25 protein-coding genes and 1 riboswitch are annotated in these 25,857 nt (G+C 73.1%); of the genes, 21 read left to right on the forward strand and 4 right to left on the reverse strand.

Annotated features, from left to right (window positions below; all coding sequences use genetic code 11):
* The first annotated feature begins 161 nt into the window (after positions 1 to 161).
* The 4 genes from rplU to proB all read left to right on the forward strand — a co-directional run bounded on the left by rplU (position 162) and on the right by proB (position 3,510).
* A complete protein-coding gene (gene rplU, locus QJ852_08835) occupies positions 162 to 464 on the forward strand; it encodes a 50S ribosomal protein L21 (protein WGX99433.1) in 303 nt (100 codons plus the stop codon).
* Positions 465 to 502: 38 nt separating this feature from the next.
* Complete coding sequence (gene rpmA / locus QJ852_08840; GenBank protein ID WGX98542.1) at positions 503 to 757, forward strand: 50S ribosomal protein L27; 255 nt, start codon at positions 503 to 505, stop codon at positions 755 to 757.
* Between the two features lie 85 nt (positions 758 to 842).
* A complete protein-coding gene (gene obgE / locus QJ852_08845) occupies positions 843 to 2,402 on the forward strand; it encodes a GTPase ObgE (protein WGX98543.1) in 1,560 nt (519 codons plus the stop codon).
* On the forward strand, positions 2,395 to 3,510 hold the full coding sequence (gene proB / locus QJ852_08850) for a glutamate 5-kinase (GenBank protein WGX98544.1): 1,116 nt from the start codon (positions 2,395 to 2,397) through the stop codon (positions 3,508 to 3,510). The genes obgE and proB overlap by 8 nt, the downstream gene beginning before the upstream one ends.
* 93 nt (positions 3,511 to 3,603) lie before the next feature.
* Here the strand turns inward: proB and QJ852_08855 are convergent, their stop codons facing one another.
* Complete coding sequence (locus tag QJ852_08855; GenBank protein ID WGX98545.1) at positions 3,604 to 4,725, reverse strand: FAD-dependent monooxygenase; 1,122 nt, start codon at positions 4,723 to 4,725, stop codon at positions 3,604 to 3,606.
* Between the two features lie 73 nt (positions 4,726 to 4,798).
* Between QJ852_08855 and QJ852_08860 the strand changes: the two genes are divergently transcribed.
* The 4 genes from QJ852_08860 to QJ852_08875 are packed head-to-tail and all read left to right on the forward strand — an operon-like array spanning position 4,799 to position 9,202.
* The gene (locus QJ852_08860) at positions 4,799 to 5,974 is read left to right on the forward strand and encodes a cysteine desulfurase family protein (GenBank protein ID WGX98546.1); all 1,176 of its coding nucleotides are present in this window, start codon (positions 4,799 to 4,801) and stop codon (positions 5,972 to 5,974) included.
* 21 nt (positions 5,975 to 5,995) lie between these two features.
* Positions 5,996 to 7,111, forward strand: a complete 1,116-nt coding sequence (gene mnmA / locus QJ852_08865; protein WGX98547.1) for a tRNA 2-thiouridine(34) synthase MnmA — start codon at positions 5,996 to 5,998, stop codon at positions 7,109 to 7,111.
* Entirely contained in the window at positions 7,108 to 8,118 is a 1,011-nt protein-coding gene (locus QJ852_08870) for a methionine synthase (GenBank protein WGX98548.1), read from the forward strand. The genes mnmA and QJ852_08870 overlap by 4 nt, the downstream gene beginning before the upstream one ends.
* 4 nt (positions 8,119 to 8,122) lie before the next feature.
* The gene (locus tag QJ852_08875; protein ID WGX98549.1) at positions 8,123 to 9,202 is read left to right on the forward strand and encodes a hypothetical protein; all 1,080 of its coding nucleotides are present in this window, start codon (positions 8,123 to 8,125) and stop codon (positions 9,200 to 9,202) included.
* 138 nt (positions 9,203 to 9,340) lie between these two features.
* On the opposite strand, the gene QJ852_08880 is transcribed toward QJ852_08875, so the two are convergent.
* Entirely contained in the window at positions 9,341 to 10,888 is a 1,548-nt protein-coding gene (locus QJ852_08880) for an MFS transporter (GenBank protein WGX98550.1), read from the reverse strand.
* A gap of 51 nt (positions 10,889 to 10,939) precedes the next feature.
* Positions 10,940 to 11,545 carry a TetR/AcrR family transcriptional regulator gene (locus QJ852_08885; protein ID WGX98551.1) on the reverse strand — a complete coding sequence of 202 codons (606 nt, stop codon included), beginning with the start codon at positions 11,543 to 11,545 and terminating at the stop codon, positions 10,940 to 10,942.
* A gap of 181 nt (positions 11,546 to 11,726) precedes the next feature.
* Here QJ852_08885 and ligA point away from each other — a divergent pair, with 181 nt between their 5' ends.
* From ligA to QJ852_08905, 4 genes are read left to right on the forward strand one after another with little or no spacing between them, the layout of a single operon-like run.
* Entirely contained in the window at positions 11,727 to 13,847 is a 2,121-nt protein-coding gene (gene ligA / locus QJ852_08890) for an NAD-dependent DNA ligase LigA (GenBank protein ID WGX98552.1), read from the forward strand.
* Positions 13,848 to 13,852: 5 nt separating this feature from the next.
* On the forward strand, positions 13,853 to 14,296 hold the full coding sequence (locus tag QJ852_08895; protein ID WGX98553.1) for an AraC family transcriptional regulator: 444 nt from the start codon (positions 13,853 to 13,855) through the stop codon (positions 14,294 to 14,296).
* A 9-nt stretch (positions 14,297 to 14,305) separates the two neighbouring features.
* Positions 14,306 to 14,716: a VOC family protein gene (locus QJ852_08900; GenBank protein WGX98554.1), complete on the forward strand. Its 411-nt coding sequence runs from the start codon at positions 14,306 to 14,308 to the stop codon at positions 14,714 to 14,716.
* A gap of 38 nt (positions 14,717 to 14,754) precedes the next feature.
* Positions 14,755 to 15,792: a prolyl oligopeptidase family serine peptidase gene (locus QJ852_08905; GenBank protein WGX98555.1), complete on the forward strand. Its 1,038-nt coding sequence runs from the start codon at positions 14,755 to 14,757 to the stop codon at positions 15,790 to 15,792.
* Between the two features lie 140 nt (positions 15,793 to 15,932).
* Here the strand turns inward: QJ852_08905 and QJ852_08910 are convergent, their stop codons facing one another.
* On the reverse strand, positions 15,933 to 16,358 hold the full coding sequence (locus QJ852_08910; GenBank protein WGX98556.1) for a hypothetical protein: 426 nt from the start codon (positions 16,356 to 16,358) through the stop codon (positions 15,933 to 15,935).
* Positions 16,359 to 16,401: 43 nt separating this feature from the next.
* Between QJ852_08910 and gatC the strand changes: the two genes are divergently transcribed.
* From gatC to QJ852_08955, 9 genes are all read left to right on the forward strand, one after another.
* The gene (gene gatC, locus QJ852_08915) at positions 16,402 to 16,701 is read left to right on the forward strand and encodes an Asp-tRNA(Asn)/Glu-tRNA(Gln) amidotransferase subunit GatC (GenBank protein WGX98557.1); all 300 of its coding nucleotides are present in this window, start codon (positions 16,402 to 16,404) and stop codon (positions 16,699 to 16,701) included.
* On the forward strand, positions 16,698 to 18,224 hold the full coding sequence (gene gatA / locus QJ852_08920) for an Asp-tRNA(Asn)/Glu-tRNA(Gln) amidotransferase subunit GatA (GenBank protein ID WGX98558.1): 1,527 nt from the start codon (positions 16,698 to 16,700) through the stop codon (positions 18,222 to 18,224). The genes gatC and gatA overlap by 4 nt, the downstream gene beginning before the upstream one ends.
* Positions 18,221 to 19,714: an Asp-tRNA(Asn)/Glu-tRNA(Gln) amidotransferase subunit GatB gene (gatB, locus tag QJ852_08925; protein WGX98559.1), complete on the forward strand. Its 1,494-nt coding sequence runs from the start codon at positions 18,221 to 18,223 to the stop codon at positions 19,712 to 19,714. The genes gatA and gatB overlap by 4 nt, the downstream gene beginning before the upstream one ends.
* Before the next feature lie 52 nt (positions 19,715 to 19,766).
* Positions 19,767 to 20,036, forward strand: a complete 270-nt coding sequence (locus tag QJ852_08930) for a hypothetical protein (protein ID WGX98560.1) — start codon at positions 19,767 to 19,769, stop codon at positions 20,034 to 20,036.
* A complete protein-coding gene (locus QJ852_08935) occupies positions 20,024 to 20,443 on the forward strand; it encodes a type II toxin-antitoxin system VapC family toxin (GenBank protein ID WGX98561.1) in 420 nt (139 codons plus the stop codon). Before QJ852_08930 ends, QJ852_08935 begins: the two co-directional genes overlap by 13 nt.
* A gap of 35 nt (positions 20,444 to 20,478) precedes the next feature.
* Positions 20,479 to 20,565, forward strand: a riboswitch (cobalamin riboswitch).
* 99 nt (positions 20,566 to 20,664) lie between these two features.
* Positions 20,665 to 22,146: a terpene cyclase/mutase family protein gene (locus tag QJ852_08940; protein ID WGX98562.1), complete on the forward strand. Its 1,482-nt coding sequence runs from the start codon at positions 20,665 to 20,667 to the stop codon at positions 22,144 to 22,146.
* A complete protein-coding gene (locus QJ852_08945) occupies positions 22,146 to 23,048 on the forward strand; it encodes a hypothetical protein (protein ID WGX98563.1) in 903 nt (300 codons plus the stop codon). Before QJ852_08940 ends, QJ852_08945 begins: the two co-directional genes overlap by 1 nt.
* A gap of 17 nt (positions 23,049 to 23,065) precedes the next feature.
* Positions 23,066 to 24,172: an energy-coupling factor transporter transmembrane component T gene (locus tag QJ852_08950; GenBank protein ID WGX98564.1), complete on the forward strand. Its 1,107-nt coding sequence runs from the start codon at positions 23,066 to 23,068 to the stop codon at positions 24,170 to 24,172.
* Complete coding sequence (locus tag QJ852_08955; GenBank protein ID WGX98565.1) at positions 24,157 to 25,845, forward strand: ATP-binding cassette domain-containing protein; 1,689 nt, start codon at positions 24,157 to 24,159, stop codon at positions 25,843 to 25,845. Before QJ852_08950 ends, QJ852_08955 begins: the two co-directional genes overlap by 16 nt.
* Positions 25,846 to 25,857: the final 12 nt, after the last annotated feature.

Genomic DNA, 25,857 nt, shown 5'->3' on the forward strand with positions numbered 1-25,857 from the left:
CCCGTGATTTTGGCGGAACCGGCCCGGCTGCGTAACATTGTTCGTCGGTGCGCCGCCGAGGCGTTCCGTTCTGCTGGCACCCGGCATCGCGCGACGTAGCTCGCGACGTGGGATCCGCAGTGTGCCGTAGACCCAGACGTTGAACCAGAAGGAGCCCGGTGGTGTACGCGATCGTGCGCGCAGGCGCGAAGCAGGAGAAGGTCGCTGTCGGCGACGTCATCGAGATCGACAAGGTCTCCACCCCGGTCGGCGACACCCTGACCCTGCCGGTCGTCCTCGCCGTCGACGGCGACAAGGTCACGGCCACCGGCCTCGACAAGGCGGCCGTGACGGTCGAGGTCCTCGGCGCCGCCAAGGGCCCGAAGATCGTCATCCAGAAGTACAAGAACAAGACCGGCTACAAGAAGCGCCAGGGTCACCGCCAGAAGTACACCCAGGTCAAGGTCACCGACATCAAGCTCTGAGTCCCCACCGGGCTCGACTCACTCCGAAGGACTGAAACATGGCACACAAGAAGGGCGCGGCGTCCACCAAGAACGGCCGCGACTCCAACGCCCAGCGCCTCGGCGTGAAGCGCTTCGGCGGCCAGCTCGTCAACGCCGGCGAGATCATCGTCCGCCAGCGCGGCACCCACTTCCACCCGGGCTCCGGCGTGGGGCGGGGCGGCGACGACACGCTGTTCGCGCTGATCCCCGGTGCGGTCGAGTTCGGCCGCAGGCGCGGCCGCAAGGTCGTCAACATCGTCCCGGGTGAGTGAGCTGACGCTCACCTCTGCCTCGGCAAACGAAGGGCGTCCCGTTCGGGGCGCCCTTCGTCCATTTTCCTCCTGAAAGACTGAGCCCATGGCCGTGCCCACCTTCGTCGACCGCGTCGTCCTCTCCGTGTCCGCGGGCCGCGGGGGCAACGGCGTCGCGTCGGTGCACCGCGAGAAGTTCAAGCCCCTCGGTGGCCCCGACGGCGGCAACGGGGGCCCGGGCGGCTCGGTCATCCTGCGCGTCGACCCCGACGTCACCACCCTGCTCGACTACCACCACAGCCCGCGCCGCAAGGCCGAGCACGGCGGCCACGGCGCGGGCGACCGGCGCAACGGCTCCCACGGGGCCGACCTGGTGCTGCCCGTCCCCGCGGGCACGGTCGTCAAGCACCGCAACGGAGAGATCGTCGCCGACCTGGTCACCGCCGGTGCGGAGCTGGTGGTCGCGCAGGGCGGGCGTGGCGGGCTCGGCAACGCGGCCCTCGCGTCGAAGTCCCGCAAGGCGCCCGGCTTCGCGCTGCTCGGCGAGCCCGGCGACGAGCTCGAGGTCGTGCTCGAGCTCAAGGTCGTGGCCGACGTCGGTCTGGTCGGGTACCCCAGCGCCGGCAAGTCCAGCCTGATCGCCGCGATCTCCCGCGCCCGGCCCAAGATCGCCGACTACCCGTTCACCACGCTGGTCCCCAACCTCGGCGTGGTGACCGCCGGTGAGACCGTGTTCACGGTCGCCGACGTCCCCGGCCTGATCGAGGGTGCCGCCGAGGGCCGCGGACTCGGACACGACTTCCTGCGCCACATCGAGCGGTGCGCCGCGATCGTCCACGTCCTCGACACCGCGACCCTGGAGCCGGGCCGCAACCCGGTCGACGACCTCGACGTGATCGAGGACGAGCTGCGGCGGTACGGCGGCCTGGACGACCGGCCCCGCCTCGTGGCGCTCAACAAGATCGACGTGCCCGACGGCCGCGGCATCGCCGAGCTCGTGGTCGAGGAGCTGCGCGAGCGCGGACTGCGGGTCTTCGAGCTGTCGGCCGTCTCGGGGGAGGGCACCCGGGAGCTGATCTACGCCATGGCCGAGATCGTGGCGGAGGCCCGGCGCGAGAAGGCGTCCGAGATCCCCGCGCGGATCGTGGTGCGTCCCAAGGCGGTCGACGACGACGGCTTCACCGTCAAGCGCACCGGCGCCGGCTGGCGGGTCCGCGGTGCCAAGCCGGAGCGCTGGGTGCGGCAGACCGACTTCAGCAACGACGAGGCCGTCGGCTATCTCGCCGACCGGCTCGACCGGCTCGGCGTGGAGGCCAAGCTCCTGGCGCTGGGGGCCGAGGAGGGCGACACCGTCCTCATCGGGCCCACCGACGACTCGGTGGTCTTCGACTTCAAGCCGGGCATCGACGCCGGGGCCGAGAACCTGTCGCGCCGCGGCGAGGACGACCGGTTCCACGAGCAGCGCCCCGCCGCCGCACGCCGCCGCGAGATCCAGGAGCAGCTGGGCGACCGGGCCGAGGGCGAGACCCGGGCCGACGTCGCGCGCCGCATCGACCAGCCCGAGGTCTACGGCCCGAGCTCCTATGAGATCGGCTCCGAGCAGGACCCGGACCTCAGGCCGGCGACGGTCGACGACGACTGGCTGCAGGACGACCCCGGTGAGTGAGCGGACAGCGGTCACCGCGGCCCGCCGGATCGTGGTCAAGGTCGGCTCGTCCTCGCTGACGACCGCGTCCGGCGGCATCGACCCGGAGCGGATGCGCGACCTCGTCGACGTACTCGCCGCCGCACGGGCCCGGGGCGCCGAGGTCGTCCTGGTGTCCTCGGGTGCCATCGCGGCCGGCCTCGCCCCGCTCGGCCTGCGCAGGCGGCCGCGCGGGCTCGCGGCGCAGCAGGCCGCCGCGAGCGTCGGCCAGGGGCTGCTCGTGCACCGCTACACCGAGGAGCTGGCCCGCCACGGGCTGATCGCCGGCCAGGTGCTGCTCACCCTCGACGACGTCACCCGGCGCTCCCACTACCGCAACGCGCACCAGACGTTCGCCCAGCTGCTCGAGCTCGGCGTGATCCCGATCGTCAACGAGAACGACACGGTCGCGACCACCGAGATCAGGTTCGGCGACAACGACCGGCTCGCCGCGCTCGTCGCGCACCTGGTGCACGCCGACCTGCTGGTGCTGCTCTCCGACGTCGACGGCCTGTACGACGGCCCGCCGTCCCGTCCGGGCGCGCGGCTGGTCTCCGACGTGCGCGGCTCCGCGGACCTCGACGACGTGGTCGTCGGCTCGGTCGGCGCGGCCGGTGTCGGCACCGGCGGGATGGTGACCAAGGTCGACGCCGCGGCGATCGCGACCGGCTCCGGCATCCCCGTCGTCCTCACCTCCGCCGACCGGGCGGGCGAGGCGCTCGCGGGCAAGCGGATCGGGACCCTGTTCCACCCCACGGGCAAGCGCCGTCCGACGCGGCTGCTGTGGCTGCGCCACGCGACCGAGGCCAAGGGCGGGCTGGTCCTCGACGCGGGCGCGGTGCGTGCCGTCGTCGAGCGCCGCGCCTCCCTGCTGGCGGCCGGCGTGACCGGTGTCCAGGGGGACTTCAGCGCCGGTGACCCGGTCGACCTCCTCGGTCCCGAGGGTGCCGTCGTGGCCCGCGGGCTGGTCAACTTCGACGCCGGCGAGATCCCCTCCCTGCTCGGGCGCTCGTCCAAGGAGCTCAAGCGCGAGCTGGGTGCGGCGTACGAACGTGAGGTCATCCACCGCGATGACCTCGTGATCCTCTGACGGGCGGGGCTCCCTGCGCGGCGCACCTACCAGAATTGTCGTTGACTCGGTCGGATAGGCAGCGAATTCGGTAGGTGAACCGTCGCCGCCGATTCAGCTGCGGGACCCGCCGAGCGCGGCGAGGGCGCGCAGCAGGACGGCGTCCGGCACCAGTGCGGACAGACGGTGCACGGCCGCCGGGGCCTCGACCGTCCGCGCGGCGGCCCGGGAGGCCCGCACCACGCACCCCGCCGTACGACGGCGCCGGGCCTCGAACGCCGCGAACGCCTCCTCCGCGGAGCGGTCGCCGGCGAGCAGCGACGCGAGGAGCGCCGCGTCCACGAGTGCCTGGCCGCCGCCCTGCCCGAGGTGCGGGCGCATCGGGTGCGCCGCGTCGCCGATCACCACGACCGGGCCGTCGCGCCAGCGCCGGAGGGGCTGACGGTCCAGTACGTCGTTGCGGCTGACCGCCTCCGGGCTGGTGCCGGCGAGCACCCGGGCGACCGGATCCGGCCAGCCCCGGAAGGCCCCCGCCAGGTGGGCCAGCTCGTCACCCGCGGCACCGCCCGCGGGCTCGCGGACGGTCGCGAACCAGTAGGCGACCTCGTCGCCGAGTGGCACCACGCCGAACTCCTGCCGTGCGCCCCACAGCTGGACCGCCGCGAGCCCCGGCGTGCGGCTGAGGCCGCGCCAGGCCGGGTAGCCGGCGTACCGCTCGGCCAGGCCGGGGTGGAGGGCGCGAGCGACTCGCGAGCGGTACCCGTCGGCGCCGACCAGGGCCCGCGCGGTGAGCATGCCCTGCGAGGTCGGCACCCGGACGCCGTCGTCGCCGCGCGCGTAGCCGTGCACGGCCACGCCGAAGGTCACCGTGGCGGGCGCGATCCGGGCGTGCAGGATCTCGACGAGCAGGCCCCGGCGTACCGCCAGCGGCGCCTCGCCGAGAGCTGCGGCGGTCCGCTCCGGGTCGAGGGAGCGCAGCGTCCGGCCGGTGTGAGTGCGGATCGTGCCCGCGCCGACCCGATGACCCACCGCCCGGACGTCGGCACCCGCACCGATCCGGTCCAGCGCGGCGAGTGCCGCGGGCCACAGCGTGATCGCGCCGCCGGTGCTGCCCAGGGCGGGGCGCTCATCGAGCAGCCGGAGGCGGTACGGCGAGCCGGCGCGGGCGAGACCGGCGGCGAGCGCCAGACCGGAGATGCCGGCCCCGGCGACCACCAGCTCGGGATCGTCGCTCACGTGGCCACCGTAGCGACCGCCGGACGTCCCGGATGGGTGCGCCGCGCGGCCGGGTCGTAACCTTGGAGACGCCATGAACGACTCCCGGACGGTCTACCTCGACCACGCCGCGACGACGCCGATGACCGACGTCGCGGTGGAGGCGATGACCGCCCAGCTGCGCGAGGTCGGCAACGCCAGCTCCCTGCACGCCTCGGGCCGCCGGGCCCGTCGGGTCGTGGAGGAGTCGCGCGAGACGGTCGCCCAGGCCCTCGGCTGCCGGCCGGGTGAGGTGGTCTTCACCTCCGGCGGCACCGAGGCGGACAATCTGGCCGTCAAGGGGCTCTACTGGTCACGTCGCGACGCCGACCGGGCGCGCACCCGGATCCTGGCGCCCGCGGTCGAGCACCACGCCGTCCTCGACGCGCTGGCGTGGCTCGAGGAGCACGAGGGCGCCCAGGTCGAGCTGCTGCCCGTCGACCACGACGGCCGGCTCGAGATCGCGGCCCTGCGGGCGGCGGTCGAGCGTGACCCGGCCTCGGTCGCGCTGATCACGGTCATGTGGGCCAACAACGAGGTCGGCACCCTCCAGCCCGTCGACGAGGTCGTGGCGACCGCCCGGCCACACGCGATCCCCGTGCACACCGACGCCGTCCAGGCGGTCGGCGCGACCCCGGTCGACTTCGCCGCGTCCGGCGTCGACGCGCTGTCCCTGTCGGGCCACAAGGTCGGCGGTCCCCAGGGCGTCGGAGCCCTGGTCGTGCGGCGCGAGGTCGAGCTGGCCGCGCTGGTGCACGGCGGCGGCCAGGAGCGCGACGTGCGCAGCGGCACCCTCGACGTGCCGGCCATCGCCGGCTTCGCCGCAGCCGTGGAGCTCGCGATCAAGCAGCAGACCGAGTACGCCGCCCGCCTGGTCGCCCTGCGCGACGAGCTCGTGGCCGGCGTCCGTAACGCGGTGCCGGACGCCGTCCTCAACGGCGATCCCGTCGACCGGCTGCCCGGCAACGCCCACCTGAGCTTCCCCGGCTGCGAGGGCGACTCGCTGCTCATGCTGCTCGACGCCCGGGGCATCGAGTGCTCGACCGGGTCGGCCTGCTCGGCCGGGGTGCCGCAGCCGTCGCATGTGCTGCTCGCGATGGGGCGCACGAGCGACGAGGCGCGCAGCTCGCTGCGCTTCAGCCTCGGTCACACCAGCACCGCGGCTGACGTCGTCGCGGTCGTCGAGGCCATCGGTCCGTGCGTCGAGCGCGCCCGCGCGGCCCGCGCCTGAGACCCGGACGGGACCGGTCACGTGAAGGTCGTCGCCGCCATGTCCGGGGGAGTGGACTCCGCCGTCGCCGCCGCCCGCGCCGTCGAGGCGGGGCACGAGGTCACCGGCATCCACCTGGCGCTCTCGCGCAACCCGAAGTCGTACCGCACCGGTGCCCGCGGCTGCTGCACCATCGAGGACGCCAACGACGCGCGCCGTGCGGCCGACGTGATCGGCATCCCGTTCTACGTCTGGGACCTCTCCGATCGCTTCCACACCGATGTGGTCGAGGACTTCATGGACACCTACGCGGCCGGGCAGACACCCAACCCGTGCCTGCGCTGCAACGAGAAGATCAAGTTCGCCGCCGTCCTCGACAGGGCGCTGGCGCTGGGCTTCGACGCCGTGGCCACCGGGCACTACGCCGACGTCCGTTCGAGCCCCGACGGCGGCGTCGAGCTGCACCGGGCCGTCGACGCCGCGAAGGACCAGTCCTACGTGCTGGGCGTGCTCGACGAGCAGCAGCTGCGACACTCGCTGTTCCCGCTGGGGGACACTCCGAAGCCGCAGGTGCGGGCCGAGGCCGCCGCGCGCGGCCTGCTGGTCGCCGACAAGCCCGACAGTCACGACATCTGCTTCGTCGCCGACGGCGACAGCACCGGCTGGCTGCGTGAGAAGCTCGGCGACCGCGCGCCCAACCAGGGCGGCGAGATCCTCGACGACGCGACCGGGGAGGTGCTCGGCCACCACGAGGGCACCTTCGGGTTCACCATCGGCCAGCGCAAGGGCCTGCGGATCGGCCGGCCGGCGCCCGACGGCCGCCCCCGCTATGTCCTCGACATCGAGCCCGTCTCCGGCACCGTCACCGTCGGACCGCGCGAGCGACTGGCCGTCGACGGGATCGAGGGCGACCGGCTGCGCTGGTGCGGGCGGCCACTCGATGCGGGCACCGTCCTCGACGGCGACGGCGTGACGGTCCAGCTGCGTGCCCACGGCACCGAGCACCGGGCGGTGGTCCGGGTGGGCGGCGACGTCCTGCAGGTCGACCTGATCGAGCCTGCGCTCGGCATCGCCCCCGGCCAGGCCGTCGTCGTGTACGACGGCACCCGGGTGGTCGGGTCGGCCACCATCACCGGCACCCGGCGGGTGACCGGATGACCCGGGGCACGGGCGTCGGCTCCTTCCCCGGCAGCACCCAGCACGACTACGACGAGGCGCTCGCGATCGTCCTCGGCGAGCTCGCGGCCGACGAGCACGGACTGGCCTTCGTCCCCGAGGTCCCCGGCCGCGGCGCCGGTGCCGGCCTGACCGGCCGCACCCTGGGCCTGGTCACCGAGCTCGACGCCGACCTGCAGCCCGAGGGATGGCGGTTGACCGGCACGTCCGGCGCGGCCCCGGTCGACCAGCGCCGCGCCCGCAGCCTGCTCGCCCAGGACCTCGACGCCCTCGAGGAGCGTGCCGCCGGCCATGCCGGGCCGTTCAAGACCCAGGTGGCCGGGCCCTGGACGCTGGCCGCCACCGTGGAGCGGCCACGCGGCGACAAGGTCCTCGCCGACCACAGTGCCCGCCGGGACCTGGCCCAGGCCCTCGCGCTGGCCGTCGCCGAGCACCTCGCCGACCTCCGCCGGCGGCTGCCGGACGCCACCGAGCTGATCCTCCAGGTCGACGAACCGGCGCTGCCGACGGTGCTCGCGGGCGGCGTACCGACGGCCTCGGGGTTCGGCAAGCACCGCACCGTCCACCCACCCGAGGCCAGCGAGGCGCTGGCCTGGGTGCTCGACGCGGCGACGGCGGCCGGCGCGACCCCTTGGGTGCACAGTTGCGCCCCGGGGGTGCCGATCGGCCTGCTCCGCGGCGCCGGGGCCCGGGGCGTGATGCTCGATCTCGACCTGCTCGACGCCGACGGCCACGACGCCGCCGCCGAGGCGCTGGAGGCCGGCGACACGGTCGTGGCCGGCATCGTGCCGACGACCGGAGCCCTGCCGAGCGACCGGGCGCTCATCGAGCGGGTCCTGCGCTGGCTGGACCTGCTCGGCCTCGACCCGGAGCTGGTCGGCACCTCCCTGGCGGTCTCGCCGACCTGCGGCCTGGCCGGCGCCACCCCCGCGGCCGCGCGACAGGCGCTGAAGCTGTCCCGAGCGGTCGCGAGGTCCGTGTCAGGCTGACCGGGTGAGTACTCGGGGGTTCCTGCTCAAGAGCACGGTCGCGGCACTCGTCGTGTTCGTGCTGCTCAGCGGCGTGATCGCGCTCGGCAACCTGTTCGCCGGTCCGGACGACGACCCCGTGCCCGCGACCAAGAAGGCGATCGCCGCCGTCGCGGTCGACGTCCTCGACCTGCGCCCGACGTCGTTCGAGGTCAACCCGCGCTACGACGTCGCTGACCCGCTCGGCGTGGAGATCCGGTTCCGGCCACCGGGGGAGCGGGGCGACTCCCACTACCTGTACGTCTCGGTCGACGAGGCCGGTACGCGCGACCTCGCCGGCTGCGGCGAGCACGACGAGTGCGCCGACTGGAGCGGCGACGGGGGCACCTTCCACCTGTCCTGGCAGGAGGAGGAGCCCGAGGAGGACCCGGGCATCCTCACGCTGGCCTTCCGGACCGCCGCCGGCGAGCAGCGCAGCGTGACCTACGCCGGCGCCCTGATCGAGGGCGACCCGCGCGACCAGGACCTCCCGCTGGACGTCGAGGACGACCTGGCCCGGCTGCTGACCGACGACCGGCTCTCCGCGACCACCACCCAGGATCTGGTCGACGCCGACCTGCCGAAGTGGCCGAAGGACGACACCCGCGGGGACCCGGTCCCGACGACGCCCGACGCCGTCGCGCAGTGGATGGTCGAGGATGGCGTCACCGAGCCGAAGGGCGGCGGGCGGCCGGCCGACACCACGGCGTACGGCGACGGCGCGGTCGGCGCCGAGCTGACCTCCCCGGACCGCACGGTCACGGTGGTGCTGGTGCCGCGGGACAGCCCGACGGTGCCGACCTGCGGTGCGGAGTGGCACTGCGCGACCCGGGGCGGTGTCGTCCGCGGCTGGCAGCCGGGCGCGGCGCTCGCGATCCGTCGTACCGGCGACGCGGTCGTGCTCGCGACCGTGCGCTCGTCGCGGATCACGGCGCTGCCGCGCAACAGCGCCTCCGCCTCGCCCGGCGCCGACTACGAGGCCCTCGCCGACGGCTACGCCGCGGACAACCTGGTCACCACCCGGGAGTTCGCCGAAGGGGTCGACCTGCCCTGGTTCGCGGGCTGAGGCTCGGCGCGCGCGGTGTCGGCTTCATCACGGGATGTAGGTGAAGCCACGCTTCTGCAGTGGAGTTCCGCTACAGAAGCTCCGATCCGGCTACATCCCGTGATGAATCCGAGCCGACCGAGCCCCGCCCACCCGAGGTCAGCCTACGTGCACGCCCTCCGGCGCGTCGCCCGCGAGCTCGGTGTGCTTGACGTTGAGCAGCAGCCAGATGATCAGGGAGGCACCCCAGATCATGAACGCTCCCACGAGGAAGGCGTGGGTCGCGCCGTCGGCGAACGCCGCGCCCGCGTTGAGCGGGTCGTTGGGGTTGTCGGCCATCAGGCCGCCGAGCTTCTCGGTCGTGTAGTGCGAGGCGACCGCCGAGAGGGTGGCGAGCCCGAGCGCGCCGCCGACCTGCTGCATGGTGTTGAGCACGCCGGAGCCGATGCCGGCGTCCTGGGTGCGCACGCCGTGCACGGCGGTCAGCGTCATCGGCACGAAGGTCAGACCCATGCCGAGCGACATCAGGACGACGAACGGCGCGATGTCGGTCCAGTAGCTCTCCTGCCCGAACTCCAGGCGCGAGAAGGAGAAGAGCGCGAACCCGGCGAGGATGGTGCCGGTGCCGGCGAGGAAGCGCGGGTCGACCTTGGAGGCCAGCTTCGAGGACAGCGTCGCGCCGAACACCATGCCGACCGCGAACGGCAGGAAGGCGAAGCCGGTCTTGAGCGGTGAGTAGCCCATGATGTTCTGCACGTAGAGCGACAGGAAGAAGAACATCGCGAACATCGCGGCCGGGGTGACCATCATGGCGACGAACGCCACCGCGCGGGTCCGGCTGGCGAAGATCGACAGCGGCATGAGCGGGTGCTTGATCCGGGTCTCGATGAGGACGAACGCGATCAGGGCGACGACACCGATGACCATCGCGGTGACGGCGAGCGGGTCGCCCCAGCCGTAGCTGGTGCCGTGCGGGTTGGCGGCGGTCACCGTGTCGGGGTCGACGTTGCTGGTGCGGGTGATGCCGTAGACCAGGGCCAGCAGACCGCCGGTGCCGAGGACGGCGCCGGGCAGGTCGAGGGTGCCGGCGTGGTGATCGGTGTCGGGCAGCAGACGAGGGGCGAAGTACGCCGCCGCGAGGCCGATCGGGACGTTGATGAGGAAGGTCAGCCGCCAGCCCCAGCCGGGGTCGAGGTCGGTCAGCCAGCCGCCGAGCACCAGGCCGATCGCGGCACCGATGCCGGACATCGCGGCGAACACCGAGAACGCGCGGTTGCGCGCCGGGCCGGCCGGGAAGGTCGTGGTGATCAGCGCCAGCGCGGTCGGCGACGCGAGCGCGGCGCCGAGGCCCTGCAGGCCACGGGAGCCGAGCAGCATGGCCTCGTTCTGGGCGACGCCGCCGAGGGCCGAGGCGATCGCGAACAGGGCGACTCCGGCCATGAAGACCCGGCGTCGGCCGTACAGGTCGCCGAGGCGGCCGCCGAGCAGCAGCAGGCCGCCGAAGGCCAGGGCGTACCCGGTGACGACCCAGGACAGGTTCGACGGGTCGATCGAGAGGTCGGTGCCGATATAGGGCAGCGCGATATTGGCGATGGTGCTGTCCAGCACCACCATCAGCTGCGCCACGCAGATCAGGACGAGCGCCCAGCCGGCGTGCTTCACGGCGGGCGCGGCCTGCTCCTTCTCGGGCAGGTCGGAGGCGGTCATTTCGGCCACAAGGGTTCCTTGGGTGTGAGGTGTGGGTGGTGCGTGGAGAGGTCAGCCGCGGGTGGCTGCCGGGAGGATGACCTGGTCGACGACGCGGGCGATCAGGTCGGTGGTCGGCGGGTCGCCGAGGAGGAAGCCGCGGTGCAGCACGATGCCGGGCAGCGCCGCGGTGAGGATGTCCAGGTCGATGTCGTCACGCAGCTCGCCCCGCTCGCGGGCACGCTGATAGACCTGACGGCCCACCGCGACCTTCGGGGCGATGAACCGCTCCCGGAACGCCGCGGCGAACTCCGGGTCGCGCCCGATCGCGGTGACGACACTGCCGAGGATCGCGGTCTGGTGCTGGTCGGTGAGCCCGCCGTGCCCGCAGAACATGGCGAGCAGGTCGCCGCGGAGGCTGCCGGTGTCGGGCGGGACCTCCACCGGCGTCTTCTGCGACATGAGGGCATCGATGACCAGCGGCGCCTTGCCGTCCCACCTGCGGTACAGCGTCGCCTTGGACGCCTTCGCCCGCGTGGCGACGGCGTCCATGGTGAGCCGGTCGTAGCCGACGTCGACGAGGACGTCGAGGGTGGCGTCGAGGATCTCCTGCTCACGGTCTCCCTCGACCCGCGGACGGGTCGACGTCTCGGGGGAGCTCGGCTTGCGGGGGGACACGGCGGCCTCCGGATCGGATGGTACGGAACGGTTTCGTTTCAATCGATGGTACGGAACGGTTTCGTTCTGTCAAGTCGTTCTCCCCGTCCCGCATTCCCGACCCTGCCGGAGGCCACCGACAGTCGAGCGAGCTCGGCCCGGCCGGCACCGGACCGTCGGCGGGACGCGGCAAGATGTCCCCATGACCCAGGCCGACCTCCCCGTCGTACCGCCCTCGGCCCGCGACGAGCACGCGACGCTCGTCGACGAGGTGGAGGAGGCCCGCTGGCGCTACTACGTGCTCGACCAGCCGACGCTGTCCGACGCCGACTTCGACGCCCGGATGCGACGCCTGGAAGAGCTCGAGGAGCAGTACGGCGAGCTGCGGACGCCGGACTCGCCGACCCAGAAGGTCGGCGGCGCGGTGTCGACGGAGTTCACCGCGGTCGACCACCTCCAGCGGATGGAGAGCCTCGACAACGCCTTCTCCTTCGAGGAGCTGGCCGCCTGGCACGCCCGGCTGGGCCGCGACGGGATCACCGACGCTGCGCTGCTGTGCGAGCTCAAGGTCGACGGGCTGGCGATCAACATCCTCTACGAGAAGGGGCGGCTGGTCCGGGCGCTGACCCGCGGCGACGGGCGCACCGGCGAGGACGTGACGCCCAATGTGAAGACCATCGCGTCGGTGCCGCACCGGCTGACCGGCACCGATGAGTTCCCGGTGCCGGCGCTGGTCGAGGTGCGCGGCGAGGTGTTCTTGCCGGCCGAGGCGTTCGAGGCGCTCAACGTGACGATGACCGAGGCGGGCAAGCCGGCCTTCGCCAACCCCCGCAACGCCGCCGCCGGCTCGCTGCGGCAGAAGGACCCGCGGGTCACCGCCACCCGCGCGCTCGGCATGGTCTGCCACGGCATCGGCGCACGCGAGGGCTTCGAGCCGCGCGCGCAGTCCCAGGCCTACGAGGCGCTGGCCGCCTGGGGCCTGCCCGTGTCGGAGCAGGTGCGGGTGCTGCCGACCCTCGCCGAGGTCCAGGGCTACATCGAGCACGCCGGCGAGAACCGGCACTCGATCGTGCCCTACGAGATCGACGGCGTCGTGGTGAAGGTCGACGACGTCGCCCTGCAGCGCCGGCTGGGCTCCACGAGCCGGGCGCCCCGCTGGGCGATCGCCTACAAGTACCCGCCGGAGGAGGTCAACACCAAGCTGCTGGACATCGCGGTCAACGTCGGCCGCACCGGCCGCGTCACGCCGTACGGCGTCATGGAGCCGACCAAGGTCGCCGGCTCGACGGTGGAGAACGCCACGCTGCACAACTTCCACGAGGTCGAGCGCAAGGACGTGCGGCCGGGGGACACCGTCATCCTGCGCAAGGCCGGCGACGTGATCCCCGAGATCGTCGGCCCGGTGCTGCCGTTGCGGCCCGACGGGCTCGAGCCGTGGGTGGCGCCGACGACCTGCCCCGCGTGCGCCACCGAGCTGGTCGAGCAGAAGGAGGGCGACAAGGACCGGCGCTGTCCCAACCACGAGAGGTGCCCGGGCCAGGTGCGCGAGCGGGTGTTCTTCGTCGCGAGCCGCAACGCCTTCGACATCGAGGGGCTGGGCTACGAGGCCGCGGTCGCGCTGCTCGACGCTGGCGTGATCACCAACGAGGGCGACGTGTTCGACCTCGACGCCGACCGGCTGCGCGCCACCGGCCTGTTCACCCGCGCGCCGAAGAAGGACGAGGACGGCCCGCAGCTCAGTGCCAACGGGGAGAAGCTGCTCGCCAACCTCGACGCCCGCAAGGACGTCGCGCTGTGGCGGGTCATCGTCGCGCTCTCGATCCGGCACACCGGGCCCAGCGCCTCGCGTGCGCTCGCCCAGGAGTTCGGCTCGATGGCCGCCATCCGGGAGGCCACCGAGGAACAGCTCGCCGCTGCCGAGGGCGTCGGGCCCACCATCGCCGCAGCGGTGATCGAGTGGTTCCAGGTGCCCTGGCACGTGGCGATCGTGGACAAGTGGACCGCCGCCGGGGTGTCCATGGCCGATGAGCGCGACGAGTCCGTCGCCCGCACCCTCGAGGGCCTCACCGTCGTCGTCACGGGCTCGCTGGTCGACTTCTCCCGCGACTCGGCCAAGGAGGCCATCCTGTCCCGCGGCGGCAAGGCCGCCGGGTCGGTGTCGAAGAAGACCGACTTCGTCGTTGTCGGCGAGAACGCCGGCTCCAAGGCCGAGAAGGCCGAGGCGCTCGGCGTTCCGGTGCTCGACGAGGACGGGTTCAAGGCGCTGCTCGAGAACGGCCCGCCCGCTGAGGTCGCCGGCGAGGACACCGGCGAGGAGGAGTGAGGCGGGTGTCCGACCGCAGCGCGCAGGCCGAGCGTGAGCGCAGCAACCGGCTGCTGCTGCGCGCCCGGGACGTGATGGACCGCTCCTACGCCGAGCCGCTCGACGTCGACGCGCTGGCCCGGGTCGCGCACTGCTCTGCGGCGCACTTCATCCGCAGCTTCCGCGTGGCCTTCGGGGAGACGCCCCATCGCTACCTCCAGCGCCGCCGGATCGAGCGGGCGATGGCGCTGCTGCGGACCACCGACGAGCCGGTCCAGGAGATCTGCGTCGCCGTGGGCTGGTCCAGTCTGGCCACCTTCACCCGGACCTTCCGCACGGTCGTCGGCGTCCCACCGGCCGCCTACCGGTCGGCGGTGCCGGCGCCGCCCGACACCGTGCCGACGTGCTTCGCCAAGGCGTGGGAGAGGCCGAGCAGTTTCGGCACAACGCCGCACGCCCGTCCCGCCTAGCGTGGGCGCATGCTGACGCACACCAGACTCTCCTCCCTCTTCGTGCTCGACCAGGACGAGGCGCTCGACTTCTATGTCGGCGTGCTCGGCATGGAGGTGCGCACCGATGCCGACCTCGGCTTCATGCGCTGGCTCACCGTCGGAGTTCCGGGCGATCCGGACCGCGAGATCCTCCTGGAACGACCCGGTGCACCGTCGATGGACGACGCGACCGCCGGCCAGGTCCGCGATCTCCTGACCCGCGGCGCGGCCGGCGGCTGGATCGCCCTCGCCACCGACGACGCCCAGGCGATGTACGACGACCTCGTCGCCAAGGGCGTGGACGTCACCGACGAGATCAGCGTCAAGGGCTACGGCACCGACTTCGGCATCCGCGATCCGTTCGGCAACAGGCTCCGGATCGGACAGATGGCCGGCTGAGGCCCCTGCTCGGCGCCGGGGCAGGGCACACTGACGGAGTGAGGTGGCTGCGTCGGATCGTGCCGGTGGTCGCCCTGGCGTCCGTGGCCACCGGGTGCTCCGACGCGGGGGAGCCGGATGCCGACCCCACGACTGCTCCGCCGGTCCCGTCCGCGACGAGCGGGGGAGCGTCTCCGAGCGAGGAGCCGGCTGCCGCCGTACCTCCGCATCCGGTGTCGCTGCCCGCGCTCGCGCAGACCTCCTTCGACGGCGGGCGGCTGCGCCTCGGCGCGGAGGTGGCGCGCGGCCCACGACACCGGCAGTACGCCGTCACCTACCGCAGCGGCGGACTCACCGTGTCGGGCCGGCTCGCGGTGCCGGACGGGCCGGGGCCGTTCCCGGCGGTCGTGCTCGCGCACGGCTACATCGATCCGGGCGTCTACGTCAACGGGCAGGGGATGACGCGCGAACGGGCCTGGTTCGGGGACCGCGGGTACGTCGCGCTGCACGTCGACTACCGCGGCCACGCCGGCTCCGACGCAGACCCGAGCGGCGGACTGGACATGCGGCTGGGCTACACCGAGGACGTGGTCAACGCGGTCCTCGCACTGCGCGGCTGGGACGGCCCGGTCGACGACGAGCGGGTCGCGCTGGTCGGCCGGTCGATGGGCGGTGGCGTCGTCTACAACGCGCTCGCGGTGCGGCCCGGCCTGGTCGACGCGGCTGTGGTGTTCGCGCCGGTGAGCTCGGACGCCGTCGACAACTTCGAGCGGTGGATCCGCCCCGATCCCGCCCGTGACGGCGCCGCCCGCCGGATCCTGCGCCGCTACGGCGAGCCGGCCGCGGCCCCGTCGTTCTGGGAGGGGATCAGCGCGCGGACCTACTTCGGTGCGGTCACCGAGCCGGTGCTCATCCACCATGGCACCTCCGACGACTCCTGCCCCATCCGGTGGAGCCGTGCGACGGCCCGGCTGATGGAGCGGGCCGGCGTCGACGTGACGATGCGGACCTATCCCGGAGAGGAGCACGCGTTCGGTCCGCAGTGGGACCTGTCGATGGAGCGGACCGGGCGGTTCCTGGCCCGCCACCTGGGCTGAGGTGGACGTCGGGTCCGGCCGGCGGCGGGTGCCGCAGTAACACGCTGTCCGCGCGACAGGGTGCCGGTTCTCGGCACGACACGCCGGCGCTATGCAGCGCTCGCTCCTGACAACCGTCGACCGGTCAGGTGGACAGCGTGTTACAGCGAGTGCAGCCAGGCATCCGCGGCCGTCGCATCCGGGAGCCGGGCCACCCGGAGGGCCGGGTGCGTCATCGCCGCGGCGTCGACCCAGCCGAGATCGGGCGCGCGGTCGGACCGGATCCGGCGCAGCGTGCGGCGTACCCTCCCGGCGAATCCGGCGGCCTCCAGCTCGACGTGGAGGAGCAGGTCCGCCCGTTCGAGCAGCGGCGGACGCGCCCACTCCTCGTCGGCCGTCGTCACCCAGCCGTCGAACGTCGCCAGCCGGGCCAGCTCGGCCGGTCCGGACAGCTCGGCGAGCGGGACGAGTGGGACGTCGAGCGCCGTCGCGAGCCGGGGCAGGAAGGTCGCCAGCTTCTCGTCCGGGGCACCGGCCACGACCACGCGCTGCGGGAGGCGGCGCGGGACGGGAGCGAGGGCGTGCACCCGCCGGATTCTAGGGACCGGCCGACGACCTAGAATCGCCGGCATGTCTCAACTCACCCGCGACGAGGTGGCCCACCTGGCCGATCTCGCCCGGATCGACCTCGACGACGCCGAGCTGGACCACCTCGCGCCCCAGCTCAACGTGATCCTCGAGGCGGTCGCGTCCATCAGCGGTGTGGCCGGCGACGACGTGCCGCCGACCTCGCACCCGATCCCGCTGACCAACGTCTTCCGCGAGGACGTCGTCGTGCCCGGCCTGAGCGCCGAGCAGGCGCTCGCCGGTGCGCCGGAGGCGGAGGAGCAGCGGTTCCGGGTCCCGCGGATCCTGGGGGACGAGCAGTGAGCGAGCTGATCAAGAAGACCGCCGCCGAGCTGGCCGACGCGCTGGTCGCCGGCACGACCACCTCGGTCGAGCTGACCCAGGCGCACCTCGACCGGATCGCGGCTGTGGACGGCGACGCCGAGTCGGGCGTGCACGCCTTCCTCCACGTGGACGCCGAGGGCGCGCTGGCGCAGGCCGCCGCGTCCGACGCCCGTCGCGCGGCGGGGGAGGCCCGGCACCTGCTCGACGGCGTCCCGATCGCGGTTAAGGACGTCCTCGCCACCCAGGGCCTGCCCACGACGTGCGGCTCCAAGATCCTCGAGGGCTGGATCCCGCCGTACGACGCGACGGTGGTGCGGCGCATCAAGGACGCCGGCCTGCCGATCCTCGGCAAGACCAATATGGACGAGTTCGCCATGGGCTCCTCGACCGAGCACTCGGCGTACGGCCCGACCCGCAACCCGTGGGACCAGACCCGGATCCCGGGCGGCTCCGGCGGTGGCTCGGCCGCTGCTGTGGCGGCCTTCGAGGCGCCGCTCGCCCTCGGCACCGACACCGGCGGCTCGATCCGCCAGCCCGGCGCGGTCACCGGCACGGTCGGCGTGAAGCCGACCTACGGCGGCGTCTCGCGCTACGGCCTGGTCGCGCTCGCCAACAGCCTCGACCAGGTCGGCCCGGTCACCCGGACCGTCCTCGACTCCGCGCTGCTCCACGAGCTGATCGGCGGGCACGACCCGCTCGACTCGACCTCCGTCGACGCACCCGTCGGCGCGTACGTCGCGGCGGCGCGGGACGGCGCCCGGGGTGACCTCGCCGGGCTCAAGGTCGGCGTCATCAAGGAGCTGGCCGGCGATGGCTGGCAGGCCGGCGTGATGCAGCGCTTCGCCGAGACCGTCGACCTGCTGAAGGAGCTGGGCGCCGAGGTCACCGAGGTGTCCTGCCCGACCTTCGTCCACGCGATGGCGACCTACTACCTCATCCTGCCGGCGGAGTGCTCCTCCAACCTCGCCAAGTTCGACGCCATGCGCTACGGCCTGCGCGTCGTTCCCGACGGGGACCCCTCGGCCGAGGCCGTGATGAAGGCGACCCGCGACGCCGGCTTCGGCGACGAGGTCAAGCGTCGGATCATGATCGGCACCTACGCCCTCTCGAGCGGCTACTACGACGCCTACTACGGGCAGGCGCAGAAGGTCCGCACGCTCATCTCGCGCGACTTCGCCGCGGCCTTCGAGGACGTCGACGTCCTGGTGTCGCCGACCTCGCCGACCACGGCGTTCCCGCTGGGCGACAAGCTCGACGACCCGCTGGCGATGTACCTGCAGGATCTGGCCACGATCCCGGCCAACCTCGCCGGCGTCCCGGGCATCTCGGTCCCGGCCGGCCTCGCCGCCGAGGACGGGCTCCCGGTGGGCTTCCAGGTGCTGGCCCCGGCGCTCGCCGACGACCGGCTCTATCGCGTGGGGGCGGCCGTCGAGGCCGCGCTGACGCAGCGCTGGGGCGGCCCGATCCTGGCGAAGGCCCCGACCCTGGAGGGTGGACGATGACTGACGTGCTCGTTGCGTTCGACGAGGTGATCGAGAAGTTCGACCCGGCCCTGGGCCTGGAGATCCACGTCGAGCTCAACACCAACACGAAGATGTTCTGCGGCTGCCCGGCCGTCTTCGGCGGCGAGCCCAACACGCAGGTCTGCCCGACCTGCCTGGGCCTCCCCGGCGCGATGCCCGTGGTCAACGGCAAGGCCGTCGAGTCGGCGATCCGGATCGGGCTCGCGCTCAACTGCGAGATCGCCGAGTGGTGTCGCTTCGCCCGGAAGAACTACTTCTACCCGGACATGCCGAAGAACTTCCAGACGTCCCAGTACGACGAGCCGATCGCCTTCGAGGGCTACCTCGACGTCGAGGTCGAGGGCGAGACCTTCCGGATCGAGATCGAGCGCGCCCACATGGAGGAGGACACCGGCAAGTCCAGCCACGTCGGTGGCTCCGACGGCCGGATCCACGGCGCCGACTACTCGCTGGTCGACTACAACCGGGCCGGCATCCCCCTCATCGAGATCGTCACGAAGCCGATCCTCGGCACGGGGGACAAGGCACCGCTGGTCGCCAAGGCCTACGTGTCGGCGATCCGCGACCTGATCGTCGCGCTCGGTGTCTCCGACGCCCGGATGGACCAGGGCTCGATCCGCGCCGACGTCAACCTGTCGCTGGCACCGAAGGGCTCGACCGCGCTCGGCACCCGCTCGGAGACCAAGAACGTCAACTCGCTGCGCTCCGTGGAGCGCGCGGTGCGCTTCGAGATGTCGCGCCACGCCGGCATCCTCGAGGCCGGCGGGTCGGTGCTCCAGGAGACCCGGCACTTCCATGAGAACGACGGCTCGACGTCGTCGGGCCGCGAGAAGTCCGACGCCGAGGACTACCGCTACTTCCCCGAGCCGGACCTCGTCCCGGTCGCGCCGAGCCGGGAGTGGGTCGAGGAGCTGCGCGCGACGCTGCCCGAGAACCCGGCCGCGAAGCGCGCCCGGCTCCAGGGGGAGTGGGGCTTCACCGACCTCGAGATGCGCGACACCGTCGGCGCGGGAGCGCTCGACCTCGTCGAGCAGACCGTGGCGGCCGGAGCGGCCCCGCAGGCCGCGCGCAAGTGGTGGCTCACGGAGCTGGCCCGTCGCGCCAACGATGCCGGTGTCGAGCTCGGCGACCTCGCCGTGACGCCGGCCCAGGTGGCCGCCGTCCAGGCGCTCGTCGACGCGAAGACGATCAACGACAAGCTGGCCCGCCAGGTCTTCGACGGCCTGCTCGCCGGTGAGGGCACGCCCGAGGAGATCATCGCGGCCCGCGGTCTCGCCGTCGTCTCCGACGAGGGGGCGCTCTCGGCGGCCGTCGACAAGGCGATCGCCGAGAACCCCGACATCGCCGACAAGATCCGCGACGGCAAGCTCGCCGCGGCCGGCGCCCTCATCGGCGCGGTGATGAAGGAGATGCGCGGGCAGGCCGATGCCGGCCGAGTTCGTGAGCTGGTGCTCGAGAAGCTCTCCTGACGCCGGGCGCGCGCCAGGTGTGACACCGATCGTCCGGTGTTACACTTGACGCATGCCCACCGTCCGCCCGCGCCACGCGATCACCGAGACCGACGCGGTCGCAGCCGCGCTCGAGGCTGCGGCGCGCAAGTGGCCGGAGGACCGGGATCGGCCGGCCCGGTTGCTGGCGCGCCTGGTCGCCATCGGGTTCCACACGATCGAGATCGAGCTCGATGAGAAGGCGTTCGAGCGCCGCCGGGCGTTGGAGCAGTTCGCGGGTTCGCTGACGGGCGTCTATGAGCCGGGCTATCTCGATGCTCTACGAGCTGAGTGGCCCGATTGATCGCACTTGACGCGAACGTGCTGATTGCCGTGACGGACGAACGCGACTCGCACCACCAGGCTGCGAAGAGCCTCCTTGCAGATCACCTCGATCGCGAGTTGGTGATCGGTTCGGTGAACCTTGCAGAGGTGCTGGTCGGTCCGGCAAGGGCTGGGCGAGTCGAACAGACCATGATGCACCTGTCGCGAGTCGGCATCACGGAGATGCCTTTGCCGGGTGGCGCGGCACCTCGGCTTGCGGTGCTCCGGGCTTCGACAGGTCTCAAGGTGCCGGACTGCTGTGTTCTGTTGACCGCACAGCATGCCCGGGCGGCGGTCGCCACATTCGACCGGCGACTCCGCGCCGCCGCTCGCTCCCTCGGTCTCGCGGTCCTTCCCGATGACGAGGACCCGGATCCCCGGAGTTAGACTCGACGGGACACATCGAGAACACGCCCGTGGTGGGGGAAGCCGGTCGAATCCCGGCGCTGACCCGCAACCGTGGACCGCCCTCGCGACACGAGTCGTGGGAGCGGTGAGCCGGAGCACCCGCAGCGGAGCGTCCTGACACAACGCTGTCGTGGAAAACAGCGGGTCAGCGGCACAGGAATCTGGGCCCGCCCGCTGTCGTGCAGCGGGAAGGCCCCAACATGTCCCCCCGTTCTCTCGTACGCCGCACGGTCGCCGCCGTCGCCGGCACGGCAGTCGTTGCCGGCGGCCTCATGGCCGTCGCGCCCGCGCCGTCCGCCCACGCGGACTCCGTCGCCCCCAACGCAGCCGCCAACTGGCTCGTGGGAGAGCTGGATGCCACCGGTCTGCTCCACGGCGACGTCGCCAAGACCATCGACTTCGCCCTCGCGCTGAAGGAGATCGGCGGCCACCAGGCGACGCTCGCCAAGATCGCGAGTGGGGTCGATGGGAAGCTCGACGCCTACGCCGTCGACGGGGTCAGCTACGCCCAGGCGAGTCTCTTCTACCGCGCGGTCGGCGTCGACCCGGCCACGAAGGCCGGCAACCTCGTCACCAAGCTCGAGGGCGCAGTCGACGACACCTCTGGTGAGATGGTGTATCCGTGGGGCGGTGCCTGGTCGCAGGCGCTCGCCGTGCGTGCTCTCGACGCGGCGAACAGCACCGAGACCGACGATGCCACGGATTCACTGATCGATGACTTCGAGTGCCCGAGCGGTGGTTGGGGCTATTGGGACGGTGCCCACACGTCGTGCACGGCCGACCCCGACAACACTGCCGACATGCTCTTCGCGCTGCTGCCGCAGAAGGGCAAGAGCGCCAAGATCGACGACGCCATCGCGCGTGGCATCTCCTGGCTCAAGGCCGCGCAGAAGGCGGACGGCAGCTTCGAGGCCTATGAGGTGAACGCCAGCTCGACCGGCCTCGCTGGTCAGGCGCTCGCCCGAGCCGGGGCGGCTCCGGAGGCCGAGCGTGCGGCGCTGTGGCTGCGCGGCCGTCAGGTCGCCGGCTCGTCCTGCGACGGCAAGCTTGCCGCCGAGGGCGGCGCGGTCGGGTTCTCCGACCAGGTCGTCGCCGAAGGCCGGACCGACGGCATCGACCCGGCGGCCCCTGGCACCGGCTATGACTGGTACCTGGCGACCGCACAGTCCATCGTTGCTCTGAAGGCAGCGCCGATCGGCGGCCCGCTGGCCGTCACGCCGTTGTTCGTGCACGTGTCGAGCACCGTCAACGTCGCAGCCACGGGGCTCGCGGTCGCTGAGAACGCCTGCCTCACCATCGGCGCGACGTCGACCCCGCTCCGCGGGGGCGCGACCACCGCCACGTCGTTCGTCGCTCCGGTCAGCGCGCAGGCCTACCCGGTGACGCTCGTCGCCCCGGGCCGCTCCTTCACTGCGAGCCTGAAGGCGCTCGACGCCACCAAGCTCAAGATCAAGGTCGCGACCAAGATCAAGGCCAAGAAGAAGGCCACGATCAAGGTCAAGGGCCTCGCGGCCGGCGAGCCGGTCACGGTCAAGGTCGGCAAGAAGACCGCGACCGGGACGGCCAACGCCAAGGGCGTCGCGAAGGTCAAGGTGAAGGTGAAGAAGAAGGGCAAGGCCAAGGTCAAGGTGGTCGGCGCGTTCCCCGACCGCAAGGGCAAGGCCACGACCCGGGTCCGCTGATGACCCTCGGCAGCTCGCTGCGTGCGGTGGCCGCGACGATCCTCGTCGCGGCCACGGCCGTGCTGCTTCCCCAGGGCGCCGCCTCGGCCGCGGCCTGCGGAGGCGCGACGGGCATCACCGTCGTCGTCGACTCCAACCAGCTCGGCGCGGGCATCAGCGCCGGCTGCGACGCCGACGGCGGCGGCAGTGCCGCGAGCAACTTCGCCGACGCCGGCTACCGGATCGAGTACAGCCAGGCCGCCGGCATGAGCGGCTTCGTGTGCAAGGTCAACGGCAATCCGTCCAACGGTGACTGCACGGAGACCGACGCGTACTGGAGCCTGTGGTGGTCCGACGGCCGCACCGGCACCTGGACCTACGCCGCCCGCGGTGTCGGCAGCCTCAAGGTGCCCGACGGCGGCTACCTCGCGTTCGCGTGGCACCAGGGCGCCGGACGCGCGGCGCCGCCGGGTGTCGCGCCCACTCCCCGGGTCGTCGAGACCAAGCCGACCCCGGCCCCGTCGTCCGGCACGACAGGCACCGCGGGCGGCTCCGGCAAAGCCGGCACGGGCAACGGCGGCAAGAAGAAGCCGTCCGCGACGAAGAAGCCCACGCCCCAGCCTTCGGCGAGCGCTACGTCGGCGTCGCCGAGCCCGAGTGCCGAGGCCACCCCCAGTGCGACGAACCCGACGGCGACGCCCTCGGACGCGGCCACCTCGGCGGCGCCGTCCGAGGCGGCGAGCCCGGGCACGGGCACCGACGTGCCGTCGATCGACGAGATCACCGACGGCCCGGAGGCCACGTCCGCCGACGCGGACGGGAAGGACGACGGCGGGTTCCCGGCCTGGCTGGGCATCGGCCTGGTCGTCGTGGTGCTGGGAGCGGCGGCCGCCGTTCCCGCCCTGCGCCGTCGCAGGGGCTGAGCGATGGGGGCGGGGCGATGAGGCTGGCCCGGGACCTGCATCCCGTGGCCTGGTGGGTCTGGGCGGTGGGCCTCGCCGTCGCGGCGTCCTGCACGACCAACCCGCTCCTGCTGCTCGTCCTGCTCGGCGTGATCACCCTCGTGGTGCTGACCTGTCGCTCTGACCAGCCGTGGGCGCGCTCGTTCCGGCTTTACGTGTGGCTCGGCGTGATCGTCGTCCTGGTCCGGATCCTGTTCCGGATCCTGCTCGGTGGGGACGTGCCCGGCCACGTCCTGTTCACCCTGCCGACGATCCCGCTGCCCGACTGGGCCGCGGGCATCTCGCTGCTCGGCCCGTTCACCCGCGAGGAGCTGCTTGCGGCGACGTACGAGGGACTGCGACTCGCGACCCTGCTCATCGCCGTCGGCGCGGCCAACGCCCTGGCCAACCCGAAGCGGCTGATGAAGTCGCTGCCGCCCGCCCTCTACGAGATCGGCACCGCGATGACGGTCGCGATCAGCGTCGTTCCGCAGCTCGCCGACAGCGCGCGCCGGGTACGGGCCGCGCAACAGCTGCGTGGGGGACCGGAGGGCCGGTTCCGACGGATCCGCGGCGCCCGGCGGCTGCTCGTCCCGATCCTGGAGGACTCCTTCGACCGCTCGCTGGCCCTGGCCGCCGGGATGGACGCCCGCGGGTACGGCCGCACCGGGGAGCTGACCGCGGCGCAGCGGCGCGGCACCGGCGCACTGATCATCGCCGGTCTGCTGGGCGTGTGCGTCGGCGTGTACGCCTTCCTCGACAGCACCGCGCCGCGCGTCCTCGCCCTCCCGATGCTCGGCGTCGGGACGGTGGTCGCCCTCGGCGGCTTCGCGCTGGCCGGGCGGCGGGTGCGGCGGACCCGCTATCGGCCCGATCGCTGGCGCCTGCCCGAGCTCGTCGTCGCGGCGGCCGGGATCGCGGCGGGGACGAGCATGTGGGCCGTGGCGCGGTGGGACCCGCAGATCGCGCACCCCGGCGTCCTCGTCGTCCCCGAGGCCACGCTGCCGGCCCTCGCGGCCGTCCTCGTCGCGGTGCTCCCGGTCTGGGCGGCGCCGCTCCCGGTCACCGCCCGCCGCCGTGAGGAGGCCTCATGGTCGCCGGCCTGATGCTCGAGCTGCGCGGGATCACCCTGACCTACGACGCCACGGACCCCACCGCCACCGGAGCTGCCGGCGCGGGCCGGCCCACCACCGTCCTCGACGGCATCGACCTGTCGGTGGCGGACGGCGAGCTCGTCGTCCTCGCCGGGCCCACCGGCGTCGGGAAGTCCACACTTCTCGGCGTCGTCGCGGGCCTGGTGCCGTCGTACACCGGTGGCACCCTGACCGGCGACGTCCTCCTCGACGGCACGAGCATCGTCGAGCAGCCGGCCCGCGAGCGCGCCCACGCCATCGGCTACGTCGGTCAGAACCCCGCCGCCTGGTTCGTCACCGACACGGTGGAGGAGGAGCTGGCGTTCGGCATGGAGCAGCTGGGGCTGCCGGCCGCGACGATGCGCCGCCGGGTCGAGGAGACCCTCGACCTGCTCGGCATCGCCGAGCTGCGGTACCGCGACCTGCGTACGCTCTCGGGCGGCCAGCAGCAACGGGTCGCGATCGGTGCCGTCCTGACCACCCATCCACGACTGCTGGTGCTCGACGAGCCCACCTCGGCCCTCGACCCGACGGCCGCGGAGGACGTGCTGGCGACACTGACCCGGCTGGTCCACGACCTCGGCGTCTCGGTCCTGGTCGCCGAGCACCGGCTGGAGCGCGTGGTCCCCTTCGCCGACCGGCTCTGCCTGCTCGGCGGCGATCCCGCACGCCGCGGCACGATCCGGGTCGGCGACCCGGCGGAGGTCCTCCGCGAGGCCCCGATCGCCCCGCCGCTCGTCGAGCTGGGCCGCCTGGCCGGCTGGGAGCCACTGCCGCTCACGGTCCGCGATGCCCGGCGGCGGGCGCCGGAGCTCCGGGAGCGACTGGGGGAGCCGCTGCGACGTGAGCGACCCGCGCCGGCCGACCCCGTCGTGGACGTACGGCGGCTGGTGCTGGGTCACGGCCGGACCCCGGTGCTGCGTGAGGTCGACCTCGCGCTGCGCCCCGGCACGGTCACCGCGCTGATGGGCCGCAACGGCGCCGGGAAGTCCACCCTCCTCTGGGCGCTCCAGGGCCGTCATGCGGCCGGCTCCGGCACGGTCCGGGTGGCCGGTGCCGACCCGGCCGCCCTCCGGCCCGAGGAGAGGCGCTCCGCCACCGGCTTGGTGCCGCAGAGCCCGGCGGACCTGCTCTACCTGGAGACGGTCGCCGCCGAGTGCGGCGCGGCCGACCTGTCGGCGGCGGCGCCCGGCGGGACCTGCCGCGACCTGCTCGACCGGCTGGCGCCCGGCATCGAACCGGACCAGCATCCGCGCGACCTCTCCGAGGGCCAGCGGCTCGCCCTGGCCGTGGCGATCGTGCTGACCGCGCGGCCGCCGGTGCTGCTGCTCGACGAGCCGACCCGTGGCCTGGACTACCCGGCCAAGCGGGCGCTCGCCGGCCTGCTCCGCGAGCTCGCGCACGATACCGCGGCGCGGCGCGCGGTCCTCGTCGCCACCCACGACGTCGAGTTCGTCGCGCAGGTGGCCGACGACCTGGTGGTCCTCGCCGAGGGCGAGGTCGTCTCCGCGGGGCCCGTCGATCGTGGCGTCTCGGAGTCGCCCGCCTTCGCGCCGCAGGTCACCAAGGTCCTCGGCGCCGGCTGGCTGGCGGTGGACGACGTCGCCGAGCGGCTGGCCGCCGGCACCGCGGGCGTCCCGTCGTGAGCGGCCCCGCCG

This window comes from Nocardioides sp. L-11A (assembly GCA_029961745.1).
Lineage (GTDB): Bacteria > Actinomycetota > Actinomycetes > Propionibacteriales > Nocardioidaceae > Nocardioides.